The organism is Bacillus sp. IBL03825 (assembly GCF_024712505.1).
In the GTDB taxonomy this organism is placed as follows: domain Bacteria; phylum Bacillota; class Bacilli; order Bacillales; family Bacillaceae_G; genus Bacillus_A; species Bacillus_A wiedmannii.
Genome location: NZ_JAMXKE010000001.1, coordinates 4,937,908 through 4,963,801, shown reverse-complemented (window position 1 = coordinate 4,963,801; position 25,894 = coordinate 4,937,908). Strand labels below are relative to the sequence as shown.

At 35.6% G+C, this 25,894-nt stretch carries 24 protein-coding genes; 16 read left to right on the top strand and 8 right to left on the bottom strand.

Going from position 1 to position 25,894, the window contains the following annotated elements:
• The first annotated feature begins 57 nt into the window (after positions 1-57).
• The gene (locus tag NHG49_RS25715; protein ID WP_258126666.1) at positions 58-3,861 is read left to right on the top strand and encodes a putative mucin/carbohydrate-binding domain-containing protein; all 3,804 of its coding nucleotides are present in this window, start codon (positions 58-60) and stop codon (positions 3,859-3,861) included.
• Positions 3,862-3,905: 44 nt separating this feature from the next.
• On the opposite strand, the gene NHG49_RS25710 is transcribed toward NHG49_RS25715, so the two are convergent.
• Positions 3,906-4,544, bottom strand: coding sequence for an NAD(P)-dependent oxidoreductase (locus tag NHG49_RS25710; protein WP_258126665.1), 639 nt, complete (start codon positions 4,542-4,544; stop codon positions 3,906-3,908).
• A gap of 300 nt (positions 4,545-4,844) precedes the next feature.
• Between NHG49_RS25710 and NHG49_RS25705 the strand changes: the two genes are divergently transcribed.
• The 5 genes from NHG49_RS25705 to NHG49_RS25685 all read left to right on the top strand — a co-directional run bounded on the left by NHG49_RS25705 (position 4,845) and on the right by NHG49_RS25685 (position 11,458).
• Positions 4,845-6,275: an alanine/glycine:cation symporter family protein gene (locus tag NHG49_RS25705; RefSeq protein WP_064476242.1), complete on the top strand. Its 1,431-nt coding sequence runs from the start codon at positions 4,845-4,847 to the stop codon at positions 6,273-6,275.
• A gap of 333 nt (positions 6,276-6,608) precedes the next feature.
• Positions 6,609-8,051, top strand: a complete 1,443-nt coding sequence (locus tag NHG49_RS25700; RefSeq protein ID WP_088047823.1) for an alanine/glycine:cation symporter family protein — start codon at positions 6,609-6,611, stop codon at positions 8,049-8,051.
• A gap of 365 nt (positions 8,052-8,416) precedes the next feature.
• Positions 8,417-9,598, top strand: coding sequence for a NupC/NupG family nucleoside CNT transporter (locus NHG49_RS25695; RefSeq protein ID WP_000673848.1), 1,182 nt, complete (start codon positions 8,417-8,419; stop codon positions 9,596-9,598).
• Between the two features lie 353 nt (positions 9,599-9,951).
• Positions 9,952-11,133 (top strand): NupC/NupG family nucleoside CNT transporter, encoded by a 1,182-nt coding sequence (locus NHG49_RS25690; protein WP_258126663.1) that lies wholly within the window; start codon positions 9,952-9,954, stop codon positions 11,131-11,133.
• A gap of 91 nt (positions 11,134-11,224) precedes the next feature.
• Positions 11,225-11,458, top strand: a complete 234-nt coding sequence (locus tag NHG49_RS25685) for a hypothetical protein (RefSeq protein ID WP_258126662.1) — start codon at positions 11,225-11,227, stop codon at positions 11,456-11,458.
• 25 nt (positions 11,459-11,483) lie between these two features.
• Here the strand turns inward: NHG49_RS25685 and NHG49_RS25680 are convergent, their stop codons facing one another.
• Positions 11,484-11,990, bottom strand: a complete 507-nt coding sequence (locus NHG49_RS25680) for a ferritin (protein WP_258126661.1) — start codon at positions 11,988-11,990, stop codon at positions 11,484-11,486.
• A 53-nt stretch (positions 11,991-12,043) separates the two neighbouring features.
• The gene (locus NHG49_RS25675; protein ID WP_064476247.1) at positions 12,044-12,367 is read right to left on the bottom strand and encodes a MazG nucleotide pyrophosphohydrolase domain-containing protein; all 324 of its coding nucleotides are present in this window, start codon (positions 12,365-12,367) and stop codon (positions 12,044-12,046) included.
• Positions 12,368-12,440: 73 nt separating this feature from the next.
• On the opposite strand from NHG49_RS25675, the gene NHG49_RS25670 reads away from it, so the two are divergent.
• The 3 genes from NHG49_RS25670 (at position 12,441) to NHG49_RS25660 (ending at position 14,334) form a co-directional block, all read left to right on the top strand.
• On the top strand, positions 12,441-13,019 hold the full coding sequence (locus tag NHG49_RS25670) for an LOG family protein (protein ID WP_046955625.1): 579 nt from the start codon (positions 12,441-12,443) through the stop codon (positions 13,017-13,019).
• A 118-nt stretch (positions 13,020-13,137) separates the two neighbouring features.
• Positions 13,138-13,419 (top strand): hypothetical protein, encoded by a 282-nt coding sequence (locus tag NHG49_RS25665; protein ID WP_064476248.1) that lies wholly within the window; start codon positions 13,138-13,140, stop codon positions 13,417-13,419.
• Between the two features lie 411 nt (positions 13,420-13,830).
• Positions 13,831-14,334, top strand: a complete 504-nt coding sequence (locus tag NHG49_RS25660; protein ID WP_064476249.1) for a DinB family protein — start codon at positions 13,831-13,833, stop codon at positions 14,332-14,334.
• A gap of 106 nt (positions 14,335-14,440) precedes the next feature.
• On the opposite strand, the gene NHG49_RS25655 is transcribed toward NHG49_RS25660, so the two are convergent.
• The 3 genes from NHG49_RS25655 to NHG49_RS25645 all read right to left on the bottom strand — a co-directional run bounded on the left by NHG49_RS25655 (position 14,441) and on the right by NHG49_RS25645 (position 17,173).
• A complete protein-coding gene (locus NHG49_RS25655; RefSeq protein WP_000656328.1) occupies positions 14,441-14,638 on the bottom strand; it encodes a hypothetical protein in 198 nt (65 codons plus the stop codon).
• Positions 14,639-15,031: 393 nt separating this feature from the next.
• Positions 15,032-15,472, bottom strand: a complete 441-nt coding sequence (locus NHG49_RS25650) for a Dps family protein (RefSeq protein WP_001041897.1) — start codon at positions 15,470-15,472, stop codon at positions 15,032-15,034.
• Between the two features lie 267 nt (positions 15,473-15,739).
• Positions 15,740-17,173, bottom strand: a complete 1,434-nt coding sequence (locus tag NHG49_RS25645) for an alanine/glycine:cation symporter family protein (RefSeq protein ID WP_064476250.1) — start codon at positions 17,171-17,173, stop codon at positions 15,740-15,742.
• A 409-nt stretch (positions 17,174-17,582) separates the two neighbouring features.
• Between NHG49_RS25645 and NHG49_RS25640 the strand changes: the two genes are divergently transcribed.
• The 7 genes from NHG49_RS25640 (at position 17,583) to nprB (ending at position 23,602) form a co-directional block, all read left to right on the top strand.
• Positions 17,583-18,080 carry a cation:proton antiporter regulatory subunit gene (locus NHG49_RS25640; protein WP_001026069.1) on the top strand — a complete coding sequence of 166 codons (498 nt, stop codon included), beginning with the start codon at positions 17,583-17,585 and terminating at the stop codon, positions 18,078-18,080.
• The gene (locus NHG49_RS25635) at positions 18,081-19,280 is read left to right on the top strand and encodes a cation:proton antiporter (RefSeq protein WP_064476251.1); all 1,200 of its coding nucleotides are present in this window, start codon (positions 18,081-18,083) and stop codon (positions 19,278-19,280) included.
• Between the two features lie 79 nt (positions 19,281-19,359).
• Positions 19,360-19,953, top strand: a complete 594-nt coding sequence (gene uptA, locus NHG49_RS25630) for an undecaprenyl phosphate transporter UptA (protein WP_258126658.1) — start codon at positions 19,360-19,362, stop codon at positions 19,951-19,953.
• A gap of 137 nt (positions 19,954-20,090) precedes the next feature.
• Complete coding sequence (locus NHG49_RS25625) at positions 20,091-20,525, top strand: DUF3920 family protein (RefSeq protein ID WP_000422829.1); 435 nt, start codon at positions 20,091-20,093, stop codon at positions 20,523-20,525.
• 112 nt (positions 20,526-20,637) lie between these two features.
• Positions 20,638-21,048, top strand: coding sequence for a MarR family winged helix-turn-helix transcriptional regulator (locus NHG49_RS25620; protein ID WP_000845460.1), 411 nt, complete (start codon positions 20,638-20,640; stop codon positions 21,046-21,048).
• A 51-nt stretch (positions 21,049-21,099) separates the two neighbouring features.
• Positions 21,100-21,795 carry a pirin family protein gene (locus NHG49_RS25615; protein ID WP_258126657.1) on the top strand — a complete coding sequence of 232 codons (696 nt, stop codon included), beginning with the start codon at positions 21,100-21,102 and terminating at the stop codon, positions 21,793-21,795.
• 157 nt (positions 21,796-21,952) lie between these two features.
• Complete coding sequence (gene nprB, locus NHG49_RS25610; protein WP_064476331.1) at positions 21,953-23,602, top strand: neutral protease NprB; 1,650 nt, start codon at positions 21,953-21,955, stop codon at positions 23,600-23,602.
• A gap of 42 nt (positions 23,603-23,644) precedes the next feature.
• Here nprB and NHG49_RS25605 read toward each other — a convergent pair whose 3' ends face one another.
• A complete protein-coding gene (locus NHG49_RS25605) occupies positions 23,645-23,962 on the bottom strand; it encodes a metal-sulfur cluster assembly factor (RefSeq protein ID WP_000082523.1) in 318 nt (105 codons plus the stop codon).
• A gap of 117 nt (positions 23,963-24,079) precedes the next feature.
• Positions 24,080-25,771 carry a methyl-accepting chemotaxis protein gene (locus tag NHG49_RS25600; RefSeq protein WP_064476253.1) on the bottom strand — a complete coding sequence of 564 codons (1,692 nt, stop codon included), beginning with the start codon at positions 25,769-25,771 and terminating at the stop codon, positions 24,080-24,082.
• Between the last annotated feature and the right edge of the window lie 123 nt (positions 25,772-25,894).

Sequence of the window (25,894 nt, the reverse complement as noted above, 5' to 3'; positions counted from 1 at the left end):
TTATTAAATGAATATATAGGATAGTTTCTCTAAATAAAGGAATAGGGGACACAGATTATGTCGAAGAAAAAGACGAGTAGGGTATTAGTAGCTGGAATATGTATATCTACATTATTATCGCCAGTAGCTTTCGAAGCATCGAAAGGATATGCAGCACCTTTAGAAGAGGTTAAAGGTGGGAATTTGGAAGAGAACAAATTTGAGCAAAGGACGTTCCAGGTACCTGGAAAAGGGGATATAGACAAGGAAACAGAACGATTAAAAGTAACTTTTGATCTTTCTGTTAATGAACCGACTGGAATTTATGCAGCGGCAAATGAAAAAATTACAGTTGAAATAAAAGGAACACAGTCTATTCAAGCTTTCATAGGAACGAGATCTTATGATGAAGAGGCACCTGAAAAATTTGATTTAAAACCTGGAAAAAACGTTATTTCATCGCCAAGAGGTGGTATTTTATATTTTTACAATATGAATAACGAAGGTGAGGTAACTGCTTCAGTTACGAAGGGTGGTAGCCATTTTCCTTTGTTTATTTTAGGTAAGCATACGAAAAAAGATTGGGATGAAATGTTAAAGAAATATAAAGATCCTTATGCGGTTGAATTAAAAGGTGAGCGGAGTTTAGTTACTGCTAGTCCGAGCTCTATACAAAAGTTTATGAAAAACACAAGCCCGATAGAGTTAATGAAATTGCATGATAAGATTATTCGAATAGAAAATGCAGTAGCTGGTTTATCAGAGGATGGAATTGGACTCGCGAAATCTCCAATTCATTATGTTCAGTTTGTTGAAAAACGGAAGCCTGCTGAAGATGATTTTATGTTTGCAACAAATTATCATACAGGATATATTCCAAGCGCAATGAATAGAGTTTTAGATATAGAAGTGCTTGAAAAGGATGGCTGGGGACCATGGCATGAAGTTGGACATCTACATCAGCAAAGTCCTTGGGATTGGGATGCTATTGGAGAAGTAACAGTCAATATTTATTCTTTAATGGTGCAAAAAGCATTAGGAAATGAATTAGAAATGGATGGGCACTATAAAAAGTCATTTGAGTACTTAGAGAAACCTATAGAAGAAAGAATAATTGATGAATTTGATCCTCTTACAATGTTTTGGCAATTAAATGTTGTTTACGGAGAACATTTTTATCCGAGACTGCATCAAGCTTATCGTATGTTACCTAAGGAGGAATTGCCTACTTCTGATGAAGAGAAAAAGCAAATGTTTGTTTATATGACATCAAAAGTGGCAGGACAAAATTTAGTTCCTTTCTTTAAAGAATGGGGATTAACTCCAAGTGATGAGACTAGAGAAAAAATAGAAAAATTAAATTTACCTAAATTAGAAAAAGAAATATGGAAAGCTACAGATAGTAATGATATTCGCGAGAAGCAAGTTGAACCGTATAAAGTTCCGTATGGTGAACCTGCTAATGAGGTACAAAACCTTGTAGTTGGTACCAATTTTGATGAAGAGCAAGCGGGTAAACTTGTTCAAAATTTAGGTGAGAATGTAAAAGTAACAGGTAAGATTATATGGTCTAAATTAGAGAGTGGAAAACAGGAAGTGTTAGTAGAAATTGAGGATGAAAAAGGGAATGAAAATTTAATTACTGTTCCAGTCAATGCTGTTTATGGTGACAGTATGATTTTTCAAGGAATTTCAAATGATGTAATGTCGACAGTGGAGCTTCGTCACAATGAAAAAAAATTACATGTCGCTTTTATTAGTAATGAAATACATTACCTTTTTGATAAAGAAAAATATATAGGTTTAACAGCATATGATCAAAATGGGATTGAAAAGAAAAGTGTATCAGCAGAAGGGCAAGAAAGTGGAAAACGATTTGCGATGGAACTAAATGGATTGAATTTTGAATATGGTGATGTAGTAAAAGTATTCCATGCAGAACCGAGTCGTTTAAAATGGTACCGAAATAACGAACTTGTAGATCAAGGGAAAGCTAAAAATAAAAAAGAGAAATTCTTTAAAATTACTCCGCAAGGCTTTGAATTAAAAGATGGTTTGCAAGAAGTAACGGCACGATCACAAATGGTAGTAGTCGGAACGGACATTGCCCAGTTAGATGTGAAAAACTTTGTTGAGGTAAAAGAAGGAGAAGTAGTCGGGTTTGTGGAGAATCCTGATACAACGAAGATCGGAAAGCAAACAGTAAAAGTAGAAACGAAAGATCGTTTTGGGAATAAGCAAGTGACAGAGGTACCTGTAGAAGTGGTTTATGGAGATAGTATTGTATACGCAGGATATGGCGATGATATTGCTTCAATTGTAACTTTAAAGCACGAAGAGAAGAAATTCCATGTGACTGATATGGATAGCGAGATTCATGAGTATTTTAATAAAGAGTTATACATGGGTATCACGTTATACGATCGAGATGGAAAAGAGAAAAAACATGTAACAGCAGAGGGACAAGAAACATCAGAGAACTTTGCGAAGCAAGTGAATGGTATGCAATTCGAGTATGGAGATGTAGTAAAAGTATTCCACGCAGAACCGGATCGTTTGAAATGGTATCAAAATAATACCCTTACTGGTCAAGGTGAGAAAAAAGGGGCAAAAGAACTATTCTTCAAAGTGACAGAAAAAGGCTTTGAGAGAATGGATATGTTGCAAGAAGTAACAGCGAAACCGCAACAAGTAGTAGTAGGAACAGATATTGAGAAGTTAGACGCAAAAAACTTTGTTGACGTGAAAGATGGAGAAGTAGTTGGATTTGTAGAAAAACCAAATACAACAAAAATCGGTGAACAACAAGTGAAAGTAGAAACGAAAGATATGTTTGGAAATAAGCAAGTGACAGAAGTTCCTCTAACAGTAACATATGGAGATAGCCTACTTGTATATGGATTAAGTTATGGTGCCGACGATATGAAATCAATTGTAACTTTGCATCATGATACGAAAAAACTGAGTGCGACACATACAAAGAACCTGATTCATGATTACTTTAAAGATGAAAAGTATTTTGAATTCACATTGTACGATAAAGAAGGAACAGTGAAGAAACATATAGCGGTAAAAGGTTTAGAGAATACGCAAGCATTTGCTAAGGAAGTGAATGGGCTTGCATTTGAGTATGGAGATGTAGTGAAAGTATATCATGCGGAATCTTCTCGTTTACATTGGTATCAAAAAGATGTATATGTGGGCGAAGGAAAAAGTAAAGAGATAAAGGAATTAGTCTTCAAAATCACTGAAAATGGATTTGAAAGATTAGACGGCGAGCAGACAGTAAAAGCAAATCCACAAAAAGTAGTAATTGGAACAAACAGCGAAACGCTAGACGCGAAGAAGTTTGTTGAAGTGAAAGATGGAGAAGTGGTAGGTTTTGTAGGGAAACCAGATACGACAAAAATTGGTCAGCAAACAGTGAAAGTAGAAACGAAAGATCGTTTTGGAAATAAGCAAGTAACAGAAGTAGCATTAGAAGTAAAGTATGGAGACAGTTTTGTATACCAAGGGCTTAGTGACGTTATCCGTTCTATTGTAACGGTAAATCATGACGATAAGAAACTACATGTGACGTATACAAATGAACAAATTCATAGCTACTTTAAGAATGAATTATATATGGGAATTACGCTATATGATCAAAACGGAATGGGGAAAAAACATGTAACAGCAGAAGGACAAGAAACTTCAAAGAATTTTGCTGAGCAAGTAAATGGAACTTCATTCCAGTATGGAGATGTAGTGAAAGTGTATCATGCCGAATCAGGTCGTTTAATTTGGTATAAAAATAGTGAGTTAGTAGGAAAAGGAGATAAGAAAAAGTTTAAAGAAATTTCCTTCAAGATTACTCCAAATGGCTTAGAACAAGTGCAATAATAAGAAAAAGCTCGTAAAACATTATGTTTTACGAGCTTTTTTTATTACTCAGTTTCAGAAACTACTGTGAAGCGTTCGTTTACGTGTTTTGGATTTTCGATTTCATCAAGTGCTGCAACTGCGAAGTCTTCGTAACTTACGTAGCTATCACCTTTTGCGTTAACAAGAAGATTGTCTTGTCCAGCTGTATAAGAACCAGTACGTTTTCCTAATGCGAATAGTGCAGAAGGACTGATGAATGTCCAAGTAATATCGTTTGTTTGTTGCAGAATTTCTAAGTTTTTACCTTGGTTTTGAGCTGTTGCAAGGTATTCATTTGGGAAACCTGGCGTATCAAATACACGCGTTGTTTTCTCTTCGTCTACAAATAAGCTTCCAGCGCCGCCAACTACAAGTAATTTTGTGTTAGGTGCACCTTTCATAGCTTCAATTAGTACGTTTCCTGCATCTACGTGAAGATGTTCTTCTCCTGCTGGAGCGCCGAATGCATTTACAACTACATCAAATGCTTGTAGGTCATTAGATGTAAGAGCGAATACATCTTTCTCTAAAACTTTTATATTTTCTTCTGTAATTTTTGCAGCGTTTCTTACGATTGCAGTTACTTCATGTCCGCGATCTAATGCTTCTTTTAAAATACGACTTCCTGCTTTACCAGTTGCTCCGATGATTCCGATTTTCATAATAAATCCCTCCAAAGTGTTTTGTTAAAGTGTATATCTGAAAGTAAATGAATTTGTTGTAATAAGGTTTGTTACAACCTGATGTAATCATTATAGTTACAGGTTGGTGTTTTTGTCAATGGGATAGTTTGTAGATTTACTTTTTATTTTAGTATGCACAGTTAGAGGGAGGAGAGTCATAAAGATATTGTTACTTCGTGTCTGGCTAATATTTGGAAATTGCAAATTGTCGAAAAATGTTGATTTTTAAATGTTTTTTAAATATAATTCGTTTTATGGAGAAAAGGAGGGGTTAATTGTATGAATATTTTAGAGCAATTTGTTTCATCAACGAATACAATTCTTTGGTCATATATTCTTATTGCAATGTTAATTGGTTTAGGTCTTTATTTTTCTATTAAATTGAAATTCGTACAAATTACTCATTTAGGAGAAATGGTTCGACTAATGAGTGATGGATTAACTGGAAAGACGCGTAAAAAAGGTAGTGTATCTTCTTTCCAAGCGTTCTGTATGAGTTCAGCAGCTCGTATTGGAATCGGGAACTTAGCCGGTGTAGCGTTAGCTATTTCTATGGGAGGACCTGGAGCGGTATTTTGGATGTGGGTTATTGCGATTGTCGGAGCGTCTTCAAGTTTCGTGGAAAGTACGCTTGCGCAAATTTATAAAATAAAAGATGGCAGTGGCTTCCGTGGTGGTCCTGCTTATTATATGGAAAAAGGTTTAAATAAACGCTGGATGGGGATTTGGTTCTCTATTCTAATTACAATTAGTTACGGTTTAATTTTTAACTCCGTACAAGCGAATACAGTTACTTTAGCATTTAAAAATGCATTTGGTATTGAGCGTTACATTGTTGGGATTGCATTAGCTGCATTAGTGGCAGTTATTATTTTTGGCGGTGTGAAAAGTATTGCGCGTATGTCGGAAATGATCGTTCCACCAATGGCACTTATTTATATTGCAGTAGCAGTTTTCGTTGTTATTAAAAATTATTATTTAATACCGGACATGTTTACAGAAATCTTTAAAGGTGCATTTGGTTTAGATTCAGCTGTAGGTGGCGGTATTGGTGCTGCGATGAAATATGGTATTCAGCGCGGATTATTTGCGAATGAAGCAGGTATGGGTAGTGCGCCGAATGCGGCAGCAACAGCGGATGTAACACATCCAGCGAAACAAGGATTTATTCAAACAATTGGAGTATTAGTAGATACATTTTTAGTATGTACATCAACAGCATTTATCGTACTATGTTCTGGTGCATATAAGGCAACGAATTTAGAAGGTATTGAATTAACGCAAGTGGCGTTAAGTTCACAAATCGGTTCGTGGGCAAGTAGCTTCTTAGCGATTATTATTTTCTTATTTGCATTTAGTTCACTTCTAGGAAACTACTATTATGGTGAAACGAATATTGAATTCATTAAACAAAGTAAAACTTGGTTAACAATTTACCGTATTGCGGTGGTTGCAATGGTATTATTCGGTTCTGTTGCTACACTTCAAGTTGTATGGAATATGGCGGATTTATTTATGGGACTAATGGTAATCACAAACTTAATTGCGATTACGCTTCTTGGCCGATTTGCATATGCTGCTTTGGCAGACTATGTAAGGCAAAAGAAACAAGGGAAAGATCCAGTCTTCAGTGCAGATTCTATTCCTGGTTTAACGAATACAGAGTGTTGGGATAAGCCAACGGTAACGGATAAAGAAAAAGCAGTGTAATGAAAAGGCGAGCGTCGAGATAAAATCGATGCTCGTCTTTTTTGTTGTAGTAAATGATAAAAAGAGTGAGAGGGAATTGTTAATATAATTTTTTTTGTTCATTATTCTCGTTATTTGTAGAGAACGCACTGTCTTAAAAGTATGAACGGTCAAATGTGAGGAGTGATTGAGTATTGGATAAATGCACGTACTGGTTATATTTTCACGTAAAAAAAACATATATGTTAAGAAGTTTAACGTGCTCATGTCATAAAACCTAACATAAAGTTCTTGATTACTAAAAGTTTTTAGAATATAATTTTCTTATTGTTAGGAAGAGGGGGCAATGCAATTATGGATTTTTTAGCTAAGGTAATTGGGGATGTAAATAATGTCCTTTGGTCATATATCATTATTGCGATGTTAATTGGGTTAGGGCTTTACTTTTCATTTCGTGTGAAATTTGTCCAAGTTCGTTACTTCGGTGAAATGATTCGATTGCTTGGGGACGGGGCAAGTTCGAAAACGAGGAAAGAACAAAAAGAGAAGAGTGGTGTATCGTCGTTCCAGGCTTTTTGTATGAGTACAGCTTCTCGTGTAGGTACTGGTAACTTAGCTGGTGTAGCTATCGCAATCTCAGCAGGTGGACCAGGAGCAGTATTTTGGATGTGGTTAATTGCGGTAATTGGGGGTGCTTCTGCATTTGTAGAGAGCACATTAGCGCAAATTTATAAAGTAAAAGATGGGAATGCATTCCGTGGTGGTCCAGCTTATTATATGGAAAAGGGTTTAAAGAAACGCTGGCTAGGAGTTGTCTTCTCTGTTCTAATAACAGTTAGTTTCGGATTAATTTTCAACGCTGTGCAGTCAAACACAGTAGCAGCGGCTTTTGATGGAGCATTTAACACAGATGGTAAGTTTGTAGGTCTGTTTATGGCTGGTTTACTTGCAATCATTATCTTCGGCGGAGTAAAACGTATTGCACGTGCGGTTGAAATGATTGTTCCAGTAATGGCAATTATATATGTAGCAGTGGCATTATTCGTTGTTGTAACAAACATTACGGCAATTCCGTATGTATTTAAAGAAATTTTCTTACATGCTTTCGGAATTAAAGAAGTAGTAGGTGGGGGATTAGGAGCTGCGATTTTACTAGGGGTAAAACGTGGATTATTCTCAAATGAAGCAGGTATGGGTAGTGCGCCGAACGCAGCTGCGACTGCAAACGTAACGCACCCAGTTAAACAAGGTTTCATTCAAACTTTAGGGGTATTTACAGATACATTATTAATTTGTAGTTGTACAGCATTTATCATTTTATTATCAGATGTGCCTGGAGCGGCTGATTTAAACGGAATTCAATTAACGCAACAAGCATTAAGTCAACATATCGGACCGTGGGCTTCTATATTTGTAGCAGTTGCAATCTTCTTGTTTGCATTTAGTTCATTAGTAGGTAACTACTACTATGGTGAAACGAATATTGAATTCTTAAATGGAAGTAAAGTGTTATTAAATGCATACCGCATTGCTGTACTTGGTATGGTTGTTTTAGGATCTGTAGCAACAATTCAAATCGTTTGGGATTTAGCAGATTTATTTATGGGGATTATGGCTGTTATTAACTTAGTGGCGATCGTATTCCTTTCTAAGTACGCTTTTGCAGCGTTATCGGATTATATTAAGCAAAAGAAACAAGGAAAAGATCCAGTGTTCTATGCGGAGTCTATTCCAGGTTTGAGCAATACAGAGTGCTGGGATAAGCCAACAGTAGCTGATAAAGAAAAAGCAGTATAATGAGGTGAGCATCAAGTGAAACTTGATGCTCATTTTTTTGTTTTATCCCGCTATTTGTGAACAGTAAAACTTTCGATTGATGCGGGCTGATAATCAGTGGAGATGACACTGATTAAAGTTTCGCTATATAATGTAAAAGACGAACATTCATGAATGCTTTATAATAAAATGTATTTTTTTTAAGAAAAGTGCGGATATGAGTTGTGATTTGTGTTAGAATGGAAAATGCCTTTGAAATAAGAGGTTTTATGATCTTTCCTATCCGATTGAAGGTTTTAGAGGAGAAATGGAAAGTTCGGATTATTTCTTATTTCAAGTGGTCAGACGTTCAACGTTAATGAAGAGTTAAATGGAGGATTTTATTAATGAAGTTTGTTATGTTTCTTGTAGGATTGCTCGTTGTATTCGTACTCGGTTTTCTTATAAGTGCCGATCGAAAGAAGATTAAGTATAAACCAATCGCAATTATGCTTGTTATTCAGCTAGCGTTAAGTTATTTCTTATTAAATACGCAAGTTGGTTATATTTTAGTAAAAGGAATTTCAGATGGATTTGGCGCGCTTCTTGGATATGCGGAAGCTGGAATCGTTTTCGTATTTGGCGGTCTTGTTAATAAAGGAGAGGTTTCATTCTTCTTAACAGCGTTATTACCAATCGTATTCTTTGCCGTTTTAATCGGAATTCTGCAACACTTTAAAATTTTACCGATATTTATTCGTGCTATTGGTACTGCGCTAAGTAAAGTAAATGGTCTAGGAAAACTAGAATCATATAACGCAGTAGCGGCTGCCATTGTTGGGCAAGCGGAAGTATTTATTACAGTAAAAGATCAATTAAGTAAAATCCCAAAACATCGTTTATATACATTATGTGCATCTTCCATGTCGACAGTATCAATGTCAATCGTAGGTTCTTATATGAAAATGATCGAACCGAAATATGTAGTAACAGCACTTGTATTAAATTTATTTAGTGGTTTCATTATTATTCATATTATTAACCCGTACGATATTACAGAAGAAGAAGATACACTGAAATTAGAAAATAAGAAAAAACAGTCATTCTTTGAAATGCTAAGTGAATATATTATGCTTGGTTTCACGATTGCAATCACAGTAGCGGCAATGTTACTTGGTTTCGTAGCATTAATTACAGCAATTAATAGCTTGTTTGATTCCATGTTCGGTATTACATTCCAAGCTATTTTAGGATACATTTTCTCACCATTAGCATTCGTAATGGGTATCCCGCAAGCAGAGATGGTAACAGCGGGACAAATTATGGCAACAAAATTAGTATCAAACGAATTTGTTGCGATGCTGGATCTTGGAAAAGTAGCTGGTGATTTATCAGCTCGTACAGTTGGTATTCTTTCTGTATTTCTTGTATCATTTGCGAACTTCTCATCAATCGGAATTATCGCAGGTGCAACGAAAGGTATCGATGAAAACCAATCAAATGTTGTATCATCATTCGGTCTACGCCTTGTGTACGGTGCGACATTAGTAAGTATTCTATCAGCGATTATCGTTGGTGTTATGTTATAAACAAAGATGGCCCTAGCTCATAGCTAGGGCTATTTTTTTATGGTAAATCTGCATGAAAAAACCAATTATTTAGGAATATATTAACATATAAAAATCTTTTTAAATTTATATTGCATTTCGACTAGATAACGCTTACAATTTGATTTGTAGGTGGTATCAATTTCAGACTTTCAAGTATGGTAGGAGAGAAGAGGCTACCTTTTATAAATTGCAATTTATGTAAACGCTTACTGATTTTAGATAAAAGTTGAATAGTATTTAGGGGTTTTAAATTTTTTTAACACAAATGGTCAGACGTCATTCGTTATACGTTATACGACCGATAACTCGTGGGAGAAGTGGAGGATTCACATATGAAGATCGTAATGTTTCTAGTCGGTTTACTTGTAGTATTTGTACTAGGGTTCCTTATCAGTTCAGATCGTAAGAAAATTAAATATAAACCAATTGCACTTATGCTTGTCATCCAATTGGTACTTGCGTATTTCTTACTAAATACAAAGGTCGGATTTGTATTAGTAAAAGGGATTGCAGATGGGTTTGGCGCTATTTTAAAATTTGCGGAAGCAGGGGTTAATTTCGTATTTGGTGGTTTAGCAAATGATGGACAAGCACCATTCTTCTTAACAGTATTATTACCAATTATTTTCTTAGCAGTATTAATCGGGATCTTACAACATATTAAAGTTTTACCGATTATCATCCGTGCAGTCGGTTTCGTATTAAGTAAAATTAACGGCTTAGGAAAACTAGAATCATATAATGCAGTAGCAGCCGCAATTGTTGGTCAAGGTGAAGTATTCATTACAGTAAAAGATCAACTAAGCAAATTACCGAAAAATCGTTTATACACACTTTGTGCATCTTCAATGTCAACAGTATCGATGTCAATCGTCGGTTCTTACATGAAAATGATTGATCCAAAATATGTAGTAACAGCACTTGTATTAAACTTATTCAGTGGATTCATTATCGTTCATATTATTAATCCATATGAAGTGAAAGAAGAAGACGATATTTTAGAATTACAAGAAAATAAAAAACAAACATTCTTTGAAATGTTAGGCGAATATATTATGCTTGGTTTCTCTATCGCTGTAACAGTAGCGGCGATGTTAATCGGTTTCGTAGCATTAATTACAGCAATTAACGGTGTGTTCGATTCAATTTTCGGAATCACATTCCAAAGCATTTTAGGATATGTCTTCTCACCATTAGCATTCGTAATGGGTATTCCAACATCAGAGATGCTAACGGCAGGACAAATTATGGCAACGAAATTAGTAACGAACGAATTCGTTGCAATGCTTGACCTTGGTAAAGTAGCTGGAGATTTATCAGCTCGTACAGTAGGCATTTTATCTATCTTCCTTGTATCATTTGCGAACTTCTCATCAATCGGAATTATCGCAGGTGCAACGAAGAGTATCGATGGCAAACAAGCAAACGTTGTATCTTCATTCGGATTAAAACTTGTATACGGTGCAACGTTAGTAAGTATATTATCAGCGATTATCGTTGGGGTTATGCTTTAATAAAAACAAACGAAGTCGTTTATCTCTCGCCTAGAGGGATGAACGACTTTTTTATTTTGATATGATAAATAATATAGAGAGGGGGATTAAGTTGAAAGAACGGGATAGTTTAAGGGAGTCTGATGAGATTATGGAGAACATTAATCAATTAACTGGTGAAGATGCTAGAACCGTTTTGAAATTCATACATGGGTATTTAAGCATAGTAGAAGAAGGGGATGGGACTTTTACTCATAGTGATTTTGTTGAAAAGGTTTCAGCGCTTTATAAGAAGGATATGGCTAAGGTTATTAAGCTTAGAGAAGAAATAAAAAAATCACCTTAATACATTCATTAAGGTGATTGAAATACTATTCAGTAGGAGGCGTAAATGTACGTTTCTCTAATTCAGCATCTAGCATAAATAGTGCGTTTGAATCGCTTGTAATACGTTTTAATTTTTGGATGATGCTATCGAATGAAGCTTCTTCTTCTACTTGCTCATCGACGAACCATTTTAAGAAGGTAATTGTTGCGTGCTCACGCTCATCCCAAGCGATATCAGATAAGTTGTAAATACGCTTCGTTACTTCACGCTCGTGCTCAAGTGCCACTTCAAAAGCGTTCAGTACAGATTCATATTCGTTATTCGGATTATCAAATCCAGTAACAATAGCGCGCTCACCGCGGTCGTTAATGTAGTTATAAAGCTTCATTGCGTGGAAACGTTCTTCCTCAGCTTGTACAAGGAAAAAGTTAGCGAATCCATCATAGCTCTCAGATGTACAGTAAGCAGCCATTGCCATATAAGCGTGGGCAGAGTAAAATTCAAAGTTCATTTGATCGTTTAATGCGTCGTGCAATTTTTTAGATAACATAAAATCCCCCTTAGTATTGTGACAAGAATATTATACCATAATTGATAATATTCTCATTTTGATGTCTCGAACCTTTTCGAAAGCTTTGTGACGTGAGCCTCCATAATGTCTTGTAAATCTAAATCATATTTTTTTGAAAGAATAATAAGGTTAGATAGTACATCACCAAGTTCTTCTTTTAGTTCCTGTTTTAGCTCTTCTTCTGTTTTCACTTTTTCGTCAGGACGATCACGACCAATTTCAATGGCGCGAACAACGCGTGAAACTTCTCCAACTTCCTCTGTTAAGAAATTTAAGCGAATAAAGGAATTATACTGTGACCAGCTTCGTTTTTCGTAAAATTCCTCCACCCATCTTTGAAATGCGACGATATCCATTTCTTCCTCATCCCTTCAATATGTTGTACAATGTTCATTGTATCATAACAATATATAGTTTCGGGGTGTAGGAATGAGAAAGATTTGTGTGTTTGCAGGTTCCAACTTAGGGGAGAGACCAGAATTTAAAGAGCAGGCAATAGCGTTAGGAAAAATGTTTGTTGAGAACGATTATGAGCTTGTATACGGTGGTTCTTGCGTTGGATTAATGGGAGAAGTGGCAAATGAAGTTCTTCGCTTAGGCGGACGTGTAACAGGTGTTATGCCACGCGGTCTATTCCGAGGAGAAATTGTTCATACAGGGCTAACAGAATTAATTGAAGTAGAAACGATGCACGAGCGCAAAGCGAAAATGGCAGAGCTTGCGGATGCTTTTATTGCATTACCAGGCGGATACGGAACGTTTGAAGAGCTATTTGAAGTAGTATGTTGGTCACAAATTGGTATACATAATAAGCCGGTTGGTTTATTGAACATAAAAGGCTTTTATGGGCCAATTTTGCAAATGGTTGAACGTGCAGCAGAAGAAGGATTTATGAATCCATCAAATAAAGAGTTGATCGTTTCAGCTGAGACGGCAGATAAACTAATTCATGCAATCCAAAATTATGAGCGTCCTGTTTTAGGAACGAAGTGGAAGCAGCTATCATAATACAATTTTATAGATGTTTGTGGAAACACATGTCATTTTATCTTGAAAAGGCATGTGTTTTTAATTTGGTTAAATATATTAATGTTAAGATGTAATGTTTTTGGAAAAGGAGAAATAGATGGAGGAGTTTGTGTATTTACGTCCTGTTTTTAAAAATATTTTAGCAGCATCTATTCTTGTTATGCTAATTGTTTCAACACAGAAGAAAGAGCTAATTAATGAATTTTCGCTTTGGCTTATTTCGATATTGTGTATCGGTGTTGCCGCGATAACGTTGTTTATGTCTGGGTTTATCGTTGATGAGTATAGTCTAGCTGGAGATGTACAGAGTTTTAGCATGTTTATTGCAATTGGTTGTATTAGCGGTTTGAATTTTATTATTTATTATAGACGGCAATAAAAAGAAGGCATTCCATATTACTTCGGAATGCCTTTATCATTTTGATTTTTATATAGATTTTTGGAAACACATGTCTTTTTTATCGTAAAAAGGTATGTGTTTTTAATCTGGTTAAATATATTGATAGTGAGATGTGAAATCGTTGGAAGAGTGGAAGTATAGATGGAGGTATGTTTTGCTGACTAAAAAAAGAACATCTGAATAAAAGGTAAGTAAGGAATTATTGAGTGACATAGAACTGTTCCGTTAAAGGGGTAGATTGTGGAAGATAGGGAATGTTTTTTATGAAGTTAATAGAGGTTTTTTTAATCGAAATCAGAATAAATTTTATAGATGTAATCCTTTATGAATTTTTAATCAGCTATGTATCATAATCTAATCATTAAAATGAAAATTGGAGGAGAAATGAGCATGGGTCGTTCTGTATTAAAAATGTATAACTACCACTTATGGGCAAATGAAGTTATTTTAAATCGCTTAAAAGAACTACCGCAAGACATTTTCCATAAGGAAGTTAATAGTGGTTTTTCTTCGGTGGCAAAAGTAATGTCTCACATATACCTTACAGATTTAGCCTGGCTCGAGATTATTTCTGGTAAAAGCATGAGTGATGCAATGGTACACACAGATCAATTGAAAGAACAGCTGGAAACAAAAAATATTGAGGAAATGGAAACTAGTTTTTATGAATTATCTAAAAGATATAAAGAACTTTTAAGTAGTCAACAAGATTATGAAAAAGTGTTTGAGGTTGATAATCCATATGCTGGGTACCTGGATACGACGGTTTCTGAAACAATACTACACGTCGTCACCCACGGAGCATATCACCGTGGGAATATAGCCACAATGTTGCGGCAAATGGGTCATACCTCTGTTATGCAGGATTTTGGACTATTTCTATATTCAAAATGAATTTTTTTATTTACCATAGAGTATGGGTTTATATGATGTTTTTTGTGGACGGCTTTTATTAGTGATTTAAGCTTAATTGTGTATTATACAAAAAAGGCATTCCATATTACTTCGGAATGCCTTTATCACTTTTATTATTTTGTTTCTTATACAGGTACCAGCCACCCCAGCCGCCACCAATTGCTACAACAACGAGGAAAGCATAGTCTTTCACCTCGACACGTATATTGAAAATATTAGCTATAAGTAAGACAATCCCAACTGTTATTAACGCAAAAAATGCTCTAATTAAGTAGTCTTTCAACTGAACCACTCCCGCCATTTAAGTAGTAAATGATGAATATGGAAAAGCTTTTTTGGATCTATTTTACTAAAGGGTGTTACCTGTATATTAACATAAAAGAGATTGTAATATATTGATAAAAGTAGAGGAGAGAGGTGCTAATATTGTCGTGATTTGTCGGTAAGTCGATATATTGGGAAAATCGCTGATATAAATTTCATGTACTGATATGTGCGACCACTCCATAGAAAAAAAGCGACTCTGAACGAGCCGCTTCCGCTTTTAGGTGATATCCAGCTCCAGCAGCTAGAATCTCCGGTCATTTCGCTCTCTCGCTCGAAGCAAAAAGCGCTTCAAGGTCGAGAGCTCCAATGCCCTGCGATTCTGAGCAAGCCGCTTCCGCTTTTAGTTCTATTATTGATTCAAGAACGCACGTAGCATCCAAGCGTGTTTTTCTAGTTCTGTGTAGATGCCTAGTAGTAGGTCAGATGTCATTTCGTCATCAGAGTTTTGAGCGATTTCCATGCCTTTTTTCAGTTCGACTAGCATCATTTCGTAGTCTTTCATGATTGCTTCAACCATTCCTTCTGCAGTTTCGCCGTATGCTGCTTCTTGAATAGAAGATAGTTCTAAGTATTCTTTCATTGTTGCTACTGGTTTGCCACCAATTGCTAAAATGCGTTCTGCAATTTCGTCGATGTGAGTAGCTGATTCTGTGTAAAGTTCTTCGAATTTCTCGTGTAATGTGAAGAATTGAGGCCCTTTTACGTACCAATGGAAGTTGTGTAATTTTGTGAATAAAACGCTCCAGTCTGCTACTTGTTTGTTTAATACTTCGATTACTTGTTTGTTCATTATGATCAATCTCCTTTTGAATTGTTATGTTATATCAATTACTAATTTATAATTATTATAATCTAGTAATTGATATAAATCAACCCTTTTGCTGGAATTAATTTGAACAAATTATGAACTGTTATAAATAAAAATCCCTATTACTGTGGAGTAATAGGGATTTTGTTTGATATATAGCTCTTGTTCTAAAAGAGCCGCTTTGGCTTTTAGATGTTATCCAGCTCTGGTGACCGATTGTTCTGAGCAAGTCATCTCCGCTTTTAATTGTTATACAGCCTTTTGCTTCTCTTCTATATCCTGTCCATCCCAGCACTCTGTATTCTGTAAACCAGGGATAGAACTTGCAATGAAGACAGGATCTTTTCCTTGTTTCTTTTGCTTTATATAGTCTACTAAGGCTGCGTATGCAAACTTGCTAAGGAATGAGATGGCAATTAAGTTTGTGAATACCATTAGTCCCATAAAGAAATCAGCTAAACTCCAAACCGTTTGAAGGGCAGCGATAGATCCGAAGAACACCATTCCGACAACTGCAACACGATAAATCAGTAACCATGTTTTGCTTTCTTTAATGAATGCGATGTTTGTTTCACCATAATAGTAGTTTCCTAGTAAAGAACTGAAAGCGAATAGGAAAATAATAATCGCTAAGAAAGTGCTTGCCCACGGTCCAATTTGTGAACTTAATGCTCGTTGTGTTAATTCAATACCTTCTAAAGTCGATCCTTTGTAAAGTCCAGAACATAATACGATAAACGCTGTTGATGTACATACTAAGAATGTATCTACGAAAACACCTAATGCTTGAACAAGTCCTTGTTTTACAGGGTGAGATACATCTGATGTTGCTGCTGCGTTAGGGGAGCTACCCATACCTGCTTCTGTCGCGAATAAACCGCGCTGAATTCCGAATTTGATTGCTGCTCCAATACCACCAGCGATAGCTTGGTCTAAACCGAATGCGCTGTTAAATATTTCTGTAAAAATGCTTGGTAACATATTGAAGTTGTTAATTACGACAAAAATAGCCACACCGATATAAATGATCGCCATTGGAGGGACAATCATTTCTGTAATACGTGAAATGCTCTTGATACCACCAAAAATAATAACTGCAACTAATAAAGCTAATAGAGCTCCTACGATCGTTCGCTCTAGTCCAAAAGCATTTTCAAACGCTATTGTTACTGTATTTGCTTGTACAGAATTGAAAATTAATCCGTACGCAACTGTAATAAGAAGTGAAAACCAAACACCCATCCAGCGTTTGTTTAATCCTTTTTCCATGTAATATGCTGGTCCACCACGGAACCTGCTTCCATCTTTTACTTTATAAATTTGCGCGAGCGTACATTCTACGAAACTAGTAGCTGCTCCAAGGATAGCGATAAACCACATCCAAAATATTGCGCCGGGTCCACCCATTGAAATGGCTAATGCTACACCAGCTAAGTTTCCGATACCGATACGTGCCGCTGCACTTAAGCAAAATGCTTGGAATGGAGAGATGCTATCTTTCTTTTTTTCTTTTCGATTAAACCCTTTACTAATTAAACTGACCATCTCACCGAAATGAGTAATTTGGACGAATTTTAATTTGAAAGAGAAATAAAGACCGAAGCCGATTAGCATTGCAATAAGAATATATGACCATAAAATATTATTCGTTACCTCAAGGAATCTGCTAAAGATATCAACCATATAATACACTTCCTTTTTTCCGTAATAAGAAAATTATATGCAAAAAATATACGAGAATCAATTTTTCTAAAAAATTATGTTACATAAACGTATTTTGTGTTATGATTATGTTACATCGTAATATTTTTAGAATTATTTACATTTTAAAAAACTAAATTTAAAACGAGAAAGAGGGGATAATTTGAAAGAAGAATCTTTATTGAATATAAGCCTTAAGAGTTTGAAAATGAGAAGTAATATATTTTTTATCATTACATCTTTAAGTATCTTTTTAGGAGCCACTTATTATTACAATAAAAGATTTCCAAGTCATAGGTATCCTGAATGGTTAGAATTTCTAAAATTGATTGGATGAACAAAAGACAGAAAAACAGAAAATTAAAATAAAGAAGTTATGGAGGAGCTAAATATGAATATTAGAGAAAGTGAACTTCCGGGTATTGGTTATAAGTTTCAAATCGTTACGAAAGGTAACGAAAAGATGGTGATTGTCATTCATGATGATGGGCGTAGAGAAATGTATCATTTTGATTCAGATCATGAAGAAAGTATCTCAAGTATTTCATTACGTGACTCAGAGGCGAGACAAATTGCAGCAATATTAGGTGGAATGGTATACAAACCTAGAGCATTAGAAAATGTTGAGATGGTCTTTGAAGGTTTAGCAATTGAGTGGTTTAAAGTGGAGAATGCAGCTCCGGCAATCGGAAAAACAATTGGCGACCTTGAAATAAGAAAAACATATAGCGTAACGATTATTGCAGTTATGAAAAAGAATATGAAAAAGCTGTTCAATCCAGGACCAGAAACGGTAATTGAAGAAGGCGATATGCTTGTAGTTTCAGGTGAGAGAGAAGAAATTAAAAAAATTATTAATGAGTTACTTTCGAATAGGGGGACTGACTAGATGGATACGTTAATTTTTGAAGTTGGTACAGCTTTAGTTTTAGTAGCAATTGCGGCGGTAATTGCTGGAAAGTTTAAATTCTCAGTAATTCCTTTTCTAATTGTTCTTGGAATGTTAGTAGGACCGCATGCACCGACAATAGGTGTTATTGATCTCAAATTTATTGAAAGTGCGAGTGTAATTTCCTTCCTTGGACGGATTGGCGTTCTGTTCCTTCTGTTCTACCTAGGACTAGAGTTTTCGATGAAAAAACTAATTAAATCTGGACGTTCCATTGCGATTGGCGGAACAATCTATATTTTAATTAACTTTTCACTTGGATTATTATACGGGTTTATAATGGGATTCCCTTTACTAGAAATCTTAATTATTGCGGGTATTATTACGATTTCTTCTAGTGCTATCGTTGCTAAAGTGTTAGTGGATTTAAGAAGAACTGGTAATAATGAAACCGAATTAATTTTAGGAATTATTATGTTTGAAGATATATTCCTTGCTGTATATTTATCAGTTGTCTCTGGTTTAGTTCTAGGGGATCATGCTTCCTTCCTAGGTGCTCTTACTTCAATTGGGATTGCTTTAGGATACATGCTTCTATTCTTTATTGTAGCTAGAAAAGCGACGCCGTTATTAAATAAATTGCTCAATATTAGTTCGGATGAAATTTTCATTATTGTAGTATTTGCTTCTTTATTCTTTATTGCAGGTTTCTCGGAAACAATTCACGTTGCTGAAGCAATTGGAGCACTTCTCTTAGGATTAGTTTTCTCTGAGACAGAGCATAGTGACAGAATTGAGCATCTCGTTGTTCCATTTAGAGACTTTTTCGGAGCTATTTTCTTCTTCAGTTTCGGATTAAGCATTGATCCGTTTTCATTAGGCGGAGCGATATGGTTAACGTTAGGTGCTGTCCTTCTTACAATCATCGGAAACTTTGTTGCAGGAATGATTGCAGGGCGACAAGCTGGATTATCTCATAAAGCGTCAACAAATATTGGATTAACAATCGTTTCAAGAGGAGAATTCTCCATCATTATGGCCAATATCGGCATCGCCGGTGGTTTAATGTCAGTCTTGAAACCATTCTCGGCACTATACGTGCTTATACTATCCATCTTAGGTCCACTTCTGACGAAAGAGTCAAAGAATGTATATAAATTTTTAAATAGAATCTTTAAGTGGGATACGAAGACTAACTAATTTTTAAAAATAAAAGTACAAGATATTTACTGCTTGTACTTTTATTTTTTGCAATGAAAACAGTAAAGAGAGGTACATGATGTTAGGAGAGTTGATTCAATCCGTTTTAGTTTTTCTAGAAGGACTTGGTTATTGGGGAATTATGCTTGGATTGATGTTAGAGGTTATTCCGAGTGAAATCGTATTGTCTTATGCAGGTTATTTAGTATCAACAGGAAGCATTACGTTTTGGGGCGCTGTCGCGTTCGGTACAATTGGTGGTGTAATCGCACAACTATTCATTTATTGGATCGGTCGGTACGGAGGAAGACCCGTCCTTGAGCGATATGGAAAATATATTTTAATTCAAAAGAAACATATTGATTATGCTGAAGATTGGTTTAATCGTTACGGAACTGGTGTTATTTTTACAGCGCGTTTTATTCCTGTTGTGCGTCATGCTATTTCGATACCAGCGGGTATTGCGAAAATGTCACATGCTAAGTTTATTACGCTAACTACATTAGCTGTTATTCCATGGTCAATTGTATTTGTATATTTAGGTTTTAAATTAGGAACAGAGTGGGAAAGTATTAATAAAGTAGCTGGGCCATATGTGAAATACTTTGCACTTGCAGCTATTGTTTGTGCAATTGGTTACTTTGTATTAAAAAAAATGATGAAAAAAAAGTGATTACGTAAAAAGAATCTATGCTGACATAGATTCTTTTTTTATTGTCATTTTTCGAAAGGGGAAAGAGTAGGTTTAATATTTTACATATTGTGGCATACATATAAGAAAAGGGAGTTTGGAAAGGGGATTATAGAGAAATGGAACTCCAGTTTCAAAATGTATATCAACAAGTTGAGAATTGGTATGTGTTGGATTCGGAGCTTCCTTGGGATGTCAAAAGGCTTAGAGATGATTTGTTTTCACTGATTGAAGTATGTAAAACACCAGTTGTTTTTTGTGATACGTGTGATGCGAATCATGTGCTTCTATCATTAGGAGAAGAAGAAGAGGAATTCTTATTCCCAGTAGGTGGTTTTTATCATAAAGAAAAACAATTAATTTTTGTTTGTATGTGGGAAGAGTACGAGCAGGTGCTCAAAACACTACTGCATGAGTTTCGTCATGCGATGCAGCATAAGAGAGAAGTATTGTATGTTGGAAGTGAAGTGTACGAAGATAGATGGATTGAGAAAGATGCGAGAAAGTTCGCGGAGAGGAAGTTAGATGAATATAAAAATAGAAAGTTAATGTAAAGCATAGTGGAGAAATGGCACTGTGCTTTCTTTATTGATTACTAAAAGTAAGTGATTGACTTTTATGAAGTTTAGTTCTAAACTAATGGTATGAAATGAGCGAGGTGATAGAATGAAGACAGAAGATAGACTCGGATTACTATTATGGTTTCGTTTATCACGTTTTTATAACAAAAGTATTCGTGAGACGAATCAGCATTTGAAAGAATGGAATGTATCTGCCGCTCAGTTTGATGTGCTAGCTCAAGTTGGAGGACATAATCGTCTAACGCAGCAAGAGCTCGGAAATAAACTATTTGTTACGAAGGGAAATATCACGCAGCTATTAAATAAAATGGAGCAGCTGGAGTGGATTCATCGTGAACAAGAAGGTACTACAAAATATATTTCGTTAACAGAAAAGGGAAAAGCTTTATATGAAGAAATCGTCCCGCCTCAAGAAACGTTCCAAGCGGAGCAGTTTCAAAATTTAAATGTAGAAGAACAACATCAATTATTACAATTACTAAAAAAATTACAGTGAGAAAAATTTTTAAAATAAATCTTGAATTCGAGATAATATGAGGTGAAGGATATGTTTAGAAAAGTTGATCATAAAAATATGGGAAGAGCAAATCACGGTTGGTTAAATACACATTTTCATTTTTCCTTTGCGAATTACTATAACCCGAATAACATGAACTTTGGAGTATTGCGTGTAATTAATGATGACCTAGTAGCGGCACAAACTGGTTTTGATATGCATCCGCACCGCGATATGGAAATCATTTCGTACGTTGTAGATGGTGCTTTAACACATGAGGATAGCATGGGGAATCGCGGAACAATTGAGCGAGGACATGTTCAATATATGAGTGCTGGCACAGGTGTATTTCATAGCGAGCATAATTTAGGAAATGAAACACTACGTTTATTACAAATTTGGATTTTACCAGATCGTGCGGATCATAAACCAAACTATGGTGAGTTTACATTTGATTGGAGCAAGCGTGAAAATGAATGGTTCCATATGGTATCTCCAGTAGAAGGAGAGGCACCAATTCGTATTCACCAAGATGCGAATTTATATTCTTTATCGTTAGATGCTGGAAAAGAAATTCATTTCCCGGTGCAAGAAGGCCGTCAATTGTACCTTGTACAAATTGAAGGGAGTAGTGTAATAAATGGTGAAAATCTTGTTATGCGTGATGCAGCAGAAGCAGTAGAAGATATTCATATTGAAGCGAAAGAGCAATCACACTATTTAGCAATCGAATTGAAAAGACAATAGAACGTTTATGGAAAAGAGGACATCGAATTGATGTCCTCTTTTTTTGAGTGGAATTGTCAGAAAAAATTTTCTCAATATTTAGAAAAAAGGTATTAGCCCGGAAAATAAGAATTGTATAAAAGTGTCAAAAATCTTTATGGGAATGGGGAATGTTATAGTGAAAAAGCAAGTCATTTCATCAGCATTAGCGTTAACTGTTATAGCCGGGGGATTTGGAACATTTGGAGCAACGACAACGAAAGCAGAAGAACAAAAAATTCAATATCATCAAGAATTTAAAACACCTGCATACATAGGTGAAGAATGGAAAGCACCAGAAGGACTAGATAAAAAAGAGACGGTCTTTCAATATTTAGAGAGTAAGAAAGATATGTTTAAATTAGCAGGAAATATTGATAAACACTTCAATGTCGTTGGGGAGGAAAAAGATGCTGAATCTGGTACGACACATGTGAAGTTAGTTGAAAAACATAATAATATTCCTGTGTATGGTTCAGATCAGACTGTTACACTAGATAAAGAAAATAATGTAAAAGCATTCTTCGGACAAGTTATTCCGAATTTAGAGGATAAAAATATTCCTGCGTTTGCAAATATTAGTGCAGAGCAAGCTGAAACGATTGCAAAGGCAGATATTGAAAAAGAAGTTGGTAAAGTAAAGAATTATGACGGTGTGAAAAAAGATTTATTTGTGTATGAAAAAGATGGGAAGTACTATCTTGCATACTTAGTTAAAGCATCGATTTCAAAACCAGCTCCAGGATACTGGCATTATTTTGTTGATGCAACGAATGGAAATGTGATTGAGAAATATAACGCTGTAGATCACATTACAGGATTTGGTTACGGAGTATTAGGCGATAGACAATCATTTGAAATTGCTCAAGATGAGAAAACAGGAGCGTTCAACTTGTTTGATGGTAAACGAGGACAAGGTGTTCATACATTTGATGCAGAAAATATGGATGAAAACTTGTTTAACTTATTCTCACAATGGCTTGGATACACAGGAGAAGAAGTTGAGAGTAAATCTAAGTTCTTCGAAGATAAAGCAGCGGTTGATGCGCATGTAAATGCAGGAAAAGTATATGATTACTACAAAAAGACATTTAATCGTAACTCTTTCGATGATAAAGGTGCGAAGCTTATTTCTACTGTTCACGTCGGAGAAAGCTGGAATAACGCAGCTTGGAACGGTGTACAAATGATGTATGGTGATGGAGACGGTACGACGTTTATTCCATTATCTGCTGGATTAGATGTTATCGGTCATGAATTAACGCATGCTGTAACTGAACATACAGCAAACCTTGTTTATAAAAATGAGTCAGGTGCGTTAAATGAATCGTTATCTGATATTATGGGTGTCATGGTTGAGAAGAAGAGCTGGGATTTAGGTGCTGACATTTATACACCTGGAAAACCTGGTGATGCACTTCGTTCTCTGAAAGATCCAGCATCTATTCCAAATCCATTAAAACCAGGTGAAGGTTACCCAGATCATTACAATAAACGCTACACTGGAACAGCTGATAATGGCGGCGTTCATATTAACAGTAGTATTAACAATAAAGCTGCATATTTAGTATCTGATGGCGGAGAGCATTACGGTGTGAAAGTAACTGGAGTAGGCCGTGAAGCGACAGAAAAAATTTATTACCGTGCTCTTACGAAATACTTAACTGCAAACTCTGACTTTAAGATGATGCGTCAAGCTGCTCTGCAGTCAGCTGAAGATTTATATGGTAAAAACTCTAAAGCTGTACAAGCTGTAACGAAAGCTTATGATGCAGTAGGCGTAAAATAATAAGAGAAAAAGACCTGACTAGGATGTCAGGTCTTTCTTTATTTAATCGCGAATACCTAATGCGATTTTCGCCATACGTGACATGCGTTCTTTAGACCAGGGCGGATTCCAAACGACATTTACTTCTATTTCATTGACTTCAGGTACGTTCGTTGATAATACTTTTTTTACGTCTGATACAATTTGCCCAGCCATTGGACAACCAATAGAAGTCATCGTCATCGTAATGACAGCATTATTATTTTCATCTGCTGTAACGTCATAAACTAATCCAAGATTAACAATATCAACACCTAGTTCAGGATCAATAACAGCTTCTAAGTTTGCATATAACTTTTCTTCAAATGCTTGTTGTGACATGTGTAGCACCCCCTACATATTAATGATATCGGTTCTCATTATAACGGATATATATATATAATGCAGGGAATGAGCTCAAAAAAATATTCCTCTTGAAAGAGGAATATTTTTTGAAAGCTATTCAGTTTTGAAATGAGATACGAGTTGATCTAATTCTTCAACTGTTTGTTTCATTTGTTTAGCAGTTTGTGTCATCTCATTCATTGTAGTGACTTTTTTCTCAGCAGATTGTGCTGTTGCCGCTGTTTCACTAGACACTTCAGTCGAAATAGAAGCGATGTTATTCAGTGAAGCGTTCATTTCTTCAGCGCTTGCAGCCATTTCTTCAGCAGTTGCTGAGATGTCTTGCATTTGAGTAGATACTTTATTTACTTGTTCCACAATCGTTGTGAAAGAATTGCCAGCTTCACGAATGACATGAATGCCTTCAAATGCTTCAGAACGGCCTTGTGACATCATCGAACTAGCAGTTTCAGTGTCTTGTTGAATTTGATGTAGTAATTGGTTAATATCCGTTGCCGCTGTTTTAGATTGTTCAGCAAGTTTTCGAACTTCGTCAGCTACGACAGCGAAACCTTTTCCTTGTTCGCCAGCACGAGCTGCTTCGATAGATGCATTTAAAGCAAGTAAGTTTGTTTGTTCTGCGATATTAGAAATAGATTGTACAGCTGTATCAATATATTTCGTGTGGGTGATTAGACGTTCGACCACTTCTGACGTAGCATTTACCGCGTCGTGTATCGTTGTCATTTGTGAAACGGATTTTTGAATAACAGTACTTCCATCATTAGCTTGTTCCGATGTAGTTACAGCAAGTTCAGTTACAGATGAAGCTGATTCAGCAATACGCTGAACGCTTACTGCCATATCATCCATTGCAGTTGAGCTTTCTTCCATGCTAGCAGTTTGCGATTGAATACTTGCATTTAAGCTAGACATCGTGCTTTGAACTTTTATTGTTGCCTCACGTGATATATTCGTCTTTTCTAGCATATTTTCAGAAGCATTTTGTACTTCCACGGATGTTTTTTGAACACGATTGATGATATGTTGTAGGTTTTCTAACATTTTATTAAATGATGTTGCAATCGTACCAATTTCATCGTTACTATTTACTTGTAGGCGGGCTGTTAAGTCACCTTCTTGAGATGATAATTCTTTTAGTTTACTATCGATTTGTTGAATTGGTTTTACAAGTTTACCAGAGAACCACCATGCAAGAATCATAGCTACGATAATACAAATAACAAGTGATAAGAAGACAACATATTCAATTTGTAGTGAAGATTGATCAATTTTTTTGATAGATTGATCACGTAACTTAGCTTGTTCATTACTGTAATTTGTGAAGTCACCAATTACTTTATAAACAGTACCATTTTCTGCATAAGCTACTTGTAAAGCCTCTTCCCACTTTTGTTCTTTTGCAAGAGTGAAAACTTTTTCTTCAATAAATTTTCTCCAAGTCGATCCTGATTCCATTGTATTTTTCATGGACTGAGAAACATTTGGATTAGAAAGAAGTTTATCTTTTGAATCCTCCAGACGTTTACTCATCTCATTAAACTTGTCTAATTCGACTTGATCATGTTGTAATAAATAACCTCTTAAAGCAGAAAGTTGTACTTGATAAGCATCTCCACGTTCTTTCAATTCTGTTGCCAAAGGGGAAATTTCTTTTTGTAATGCTTGAGCTTGACGAGATTGATCAATAGTAAAAAATAAAATAAAAGCTAAGGCAATGCCAAATAAAGCGCAAATCGTTCCCATCATAAACATTAGTTTTTTTCGAATGCTAATAAAATTCATATGATAAAAAGCCTCCTCTGTGAAATCTTAGTATTAGAATTAATTGATGTAAAAAATTGAAAGAAAGCTTTACTCCTTCTGGAATAAAGCTTTCTTCTTTCCTTTAGGAATTATAGCAGACGG

What these genes read in the sequence shown, in the direction of transcription:
- NHG49_RS25715 (WP_258126666.1), top strand. Translation starts at nt 58, where the DNA reads ATGTCGAAGAAAAAGACGAGTAGGGTATTAGTAGCTGGAATATGTATA.
- NHG49_RS25710 (WP_258126665.1), bottom strand. Translation starts at nt 4,544, where the DNA reads ATGAAAATCGGAATCATCGGAGCAACTGGTAAAGCAGGAAGTCGTATT.
- NHG49_RS25705 (WP_064476242.1), top strand. Translation starts at nt 4,845, where the DNA reads ATGAATATTTTAGAGCAATTTGTTTCATCAACGAATACAATTCTTTGG.
- NHG49_RS25700 (WP_088047823.1), top strand. Translation starts at nt 6,609, where the DNA reads ATGGATTTTTTAGCTAAGGTAATTGGGGATGTAAATAATGTCCTTTGG.
- NHG49_RS25695 (WP_000673848.1), top strand. Translation starts at nt 8,417, where the DNA reads ATGAAGTTTGTTATGTTTCTTGTAGGATTGCTCGTTGTATTCGTACTC.
- NHG49_RS25690 (WP_258126663.1), top strand. Translation starts at nt 9,952, where the DNA reads ATGAAGATCGTAATGTTTCTAGTCGGTTTACTTGTAGTATTTGTACTA.
- NHG49_RS25680 (WP_258126661.1), bottom strand. Translation starts at nt 11,990, where the DNA reads ATGTTATCTAAAAAATTGCACGACGCATTAAACGATCAAATGAACTTT.
- NHG49_RS25675 (WP_064476247.1), bottom strand. Translation starts at nt 12,367, where the DNA reads ATGGATATCGTCGCATTTCAAAGATGGGTGGAGGAATTTTACGAAAAA.
- NHG49_RS25670 (WP_046955625.1), top strand. Translation starts at nt 12,441, where the DNA reads ATGAGAAAGATTTGTGTGTTTGCAGGTTCCAACTTAGGGGAGAGACCA.
- NHG49_RS25665 (WP_064476248.1), top strand. Translation starts at nt 13,138, where the DNA reads ATGGAGGAGTTTGTGTATTTACGTCCTGTTTTTAAAAATATTTTAGCA.
- NHG49_RS25660 (WP_064476249.1), top strand. Translation starts at nt 13,831, where the DNA reads ATGGGTCGTTCTGTATTAAAAATGTATAACTACCACTTATGGGCAAAT.
- NHG49_RS25650 (WP_001041897.1), bottom strand. Translation starts at nt 15,472, where the DNA reads ATGAACAAACAAGTAATCGAAGTATTAAACAAACAAGTAGCAGACTGG.
- NHG49_RS25645 (WP_064476250.1), bottom strand. Translation starts at nt 17,173, where the DNA reads ATGGTTGATATCTTTAGCAGATTCCTTGAGGTAACGAATAATATTTTA.
- NHG49_RS25640 (WP_001026069.1), top strand. Translation starts at nt 17,583, where the DNA reads ATGAATATTAGAGAAAGTGAACTTCCGGGTATTGGTTATAAGTTTCAA.
- NHG49_RS25635 (WP_064476251.1), top strand. Translation starts at nt 18,081, where the DNA reads ATGGATACGTTAATTTTTGAAGTTGGTACAGCTTTAGTTTTAGTAGCA.
- uptA (WP_258126658.1), top strand. Translation starts at nt 19,360, where the DNA reads ATGTTAGGAGAGTTGATTCAATCCGTTTTAGTTTTTCTAGAAGGACTT.
- NHG49_RS25625 (WP_000422829.1), top strand. Translation starts at nt 20,091, where the DNA reads ATGGAACTCCAGTTTCAAAATGTATATCAACAAGTTGAGAATTGGTAT.
- NHG49_RS25620 (WP_000845460.1), top strand. Translation starts at nt 20,638, where the DNA reads ATGAAGACAGAAGATAGACTCGGATTACTATTATGGTTTCGTTTATCA.
- NHG49_RS25615 (WP_258126657.1), top strand. Translation starts at nt 21,100, where the DNA reads ATGTTTAGAAAAGTTGATCATAAAAATATGGGAAGAGCAAATCACGGT.
- NHG49_RS25605 (WP_000082523.1), bottom strand. Translation starts at nt 23,962, where the DNA reads ATGTCACAACAAGCATTTGAAGAAAAGTTATATGCAAACTTAGAAGCT.
- NHG49_RS25600 (WP_064476253.1), bottom strand. Translation starts at nt 25,771, where the DNA reads ATGAATTTTATTAGCATTCGAAAAAAACTAATGTTTATGATGGGAACG.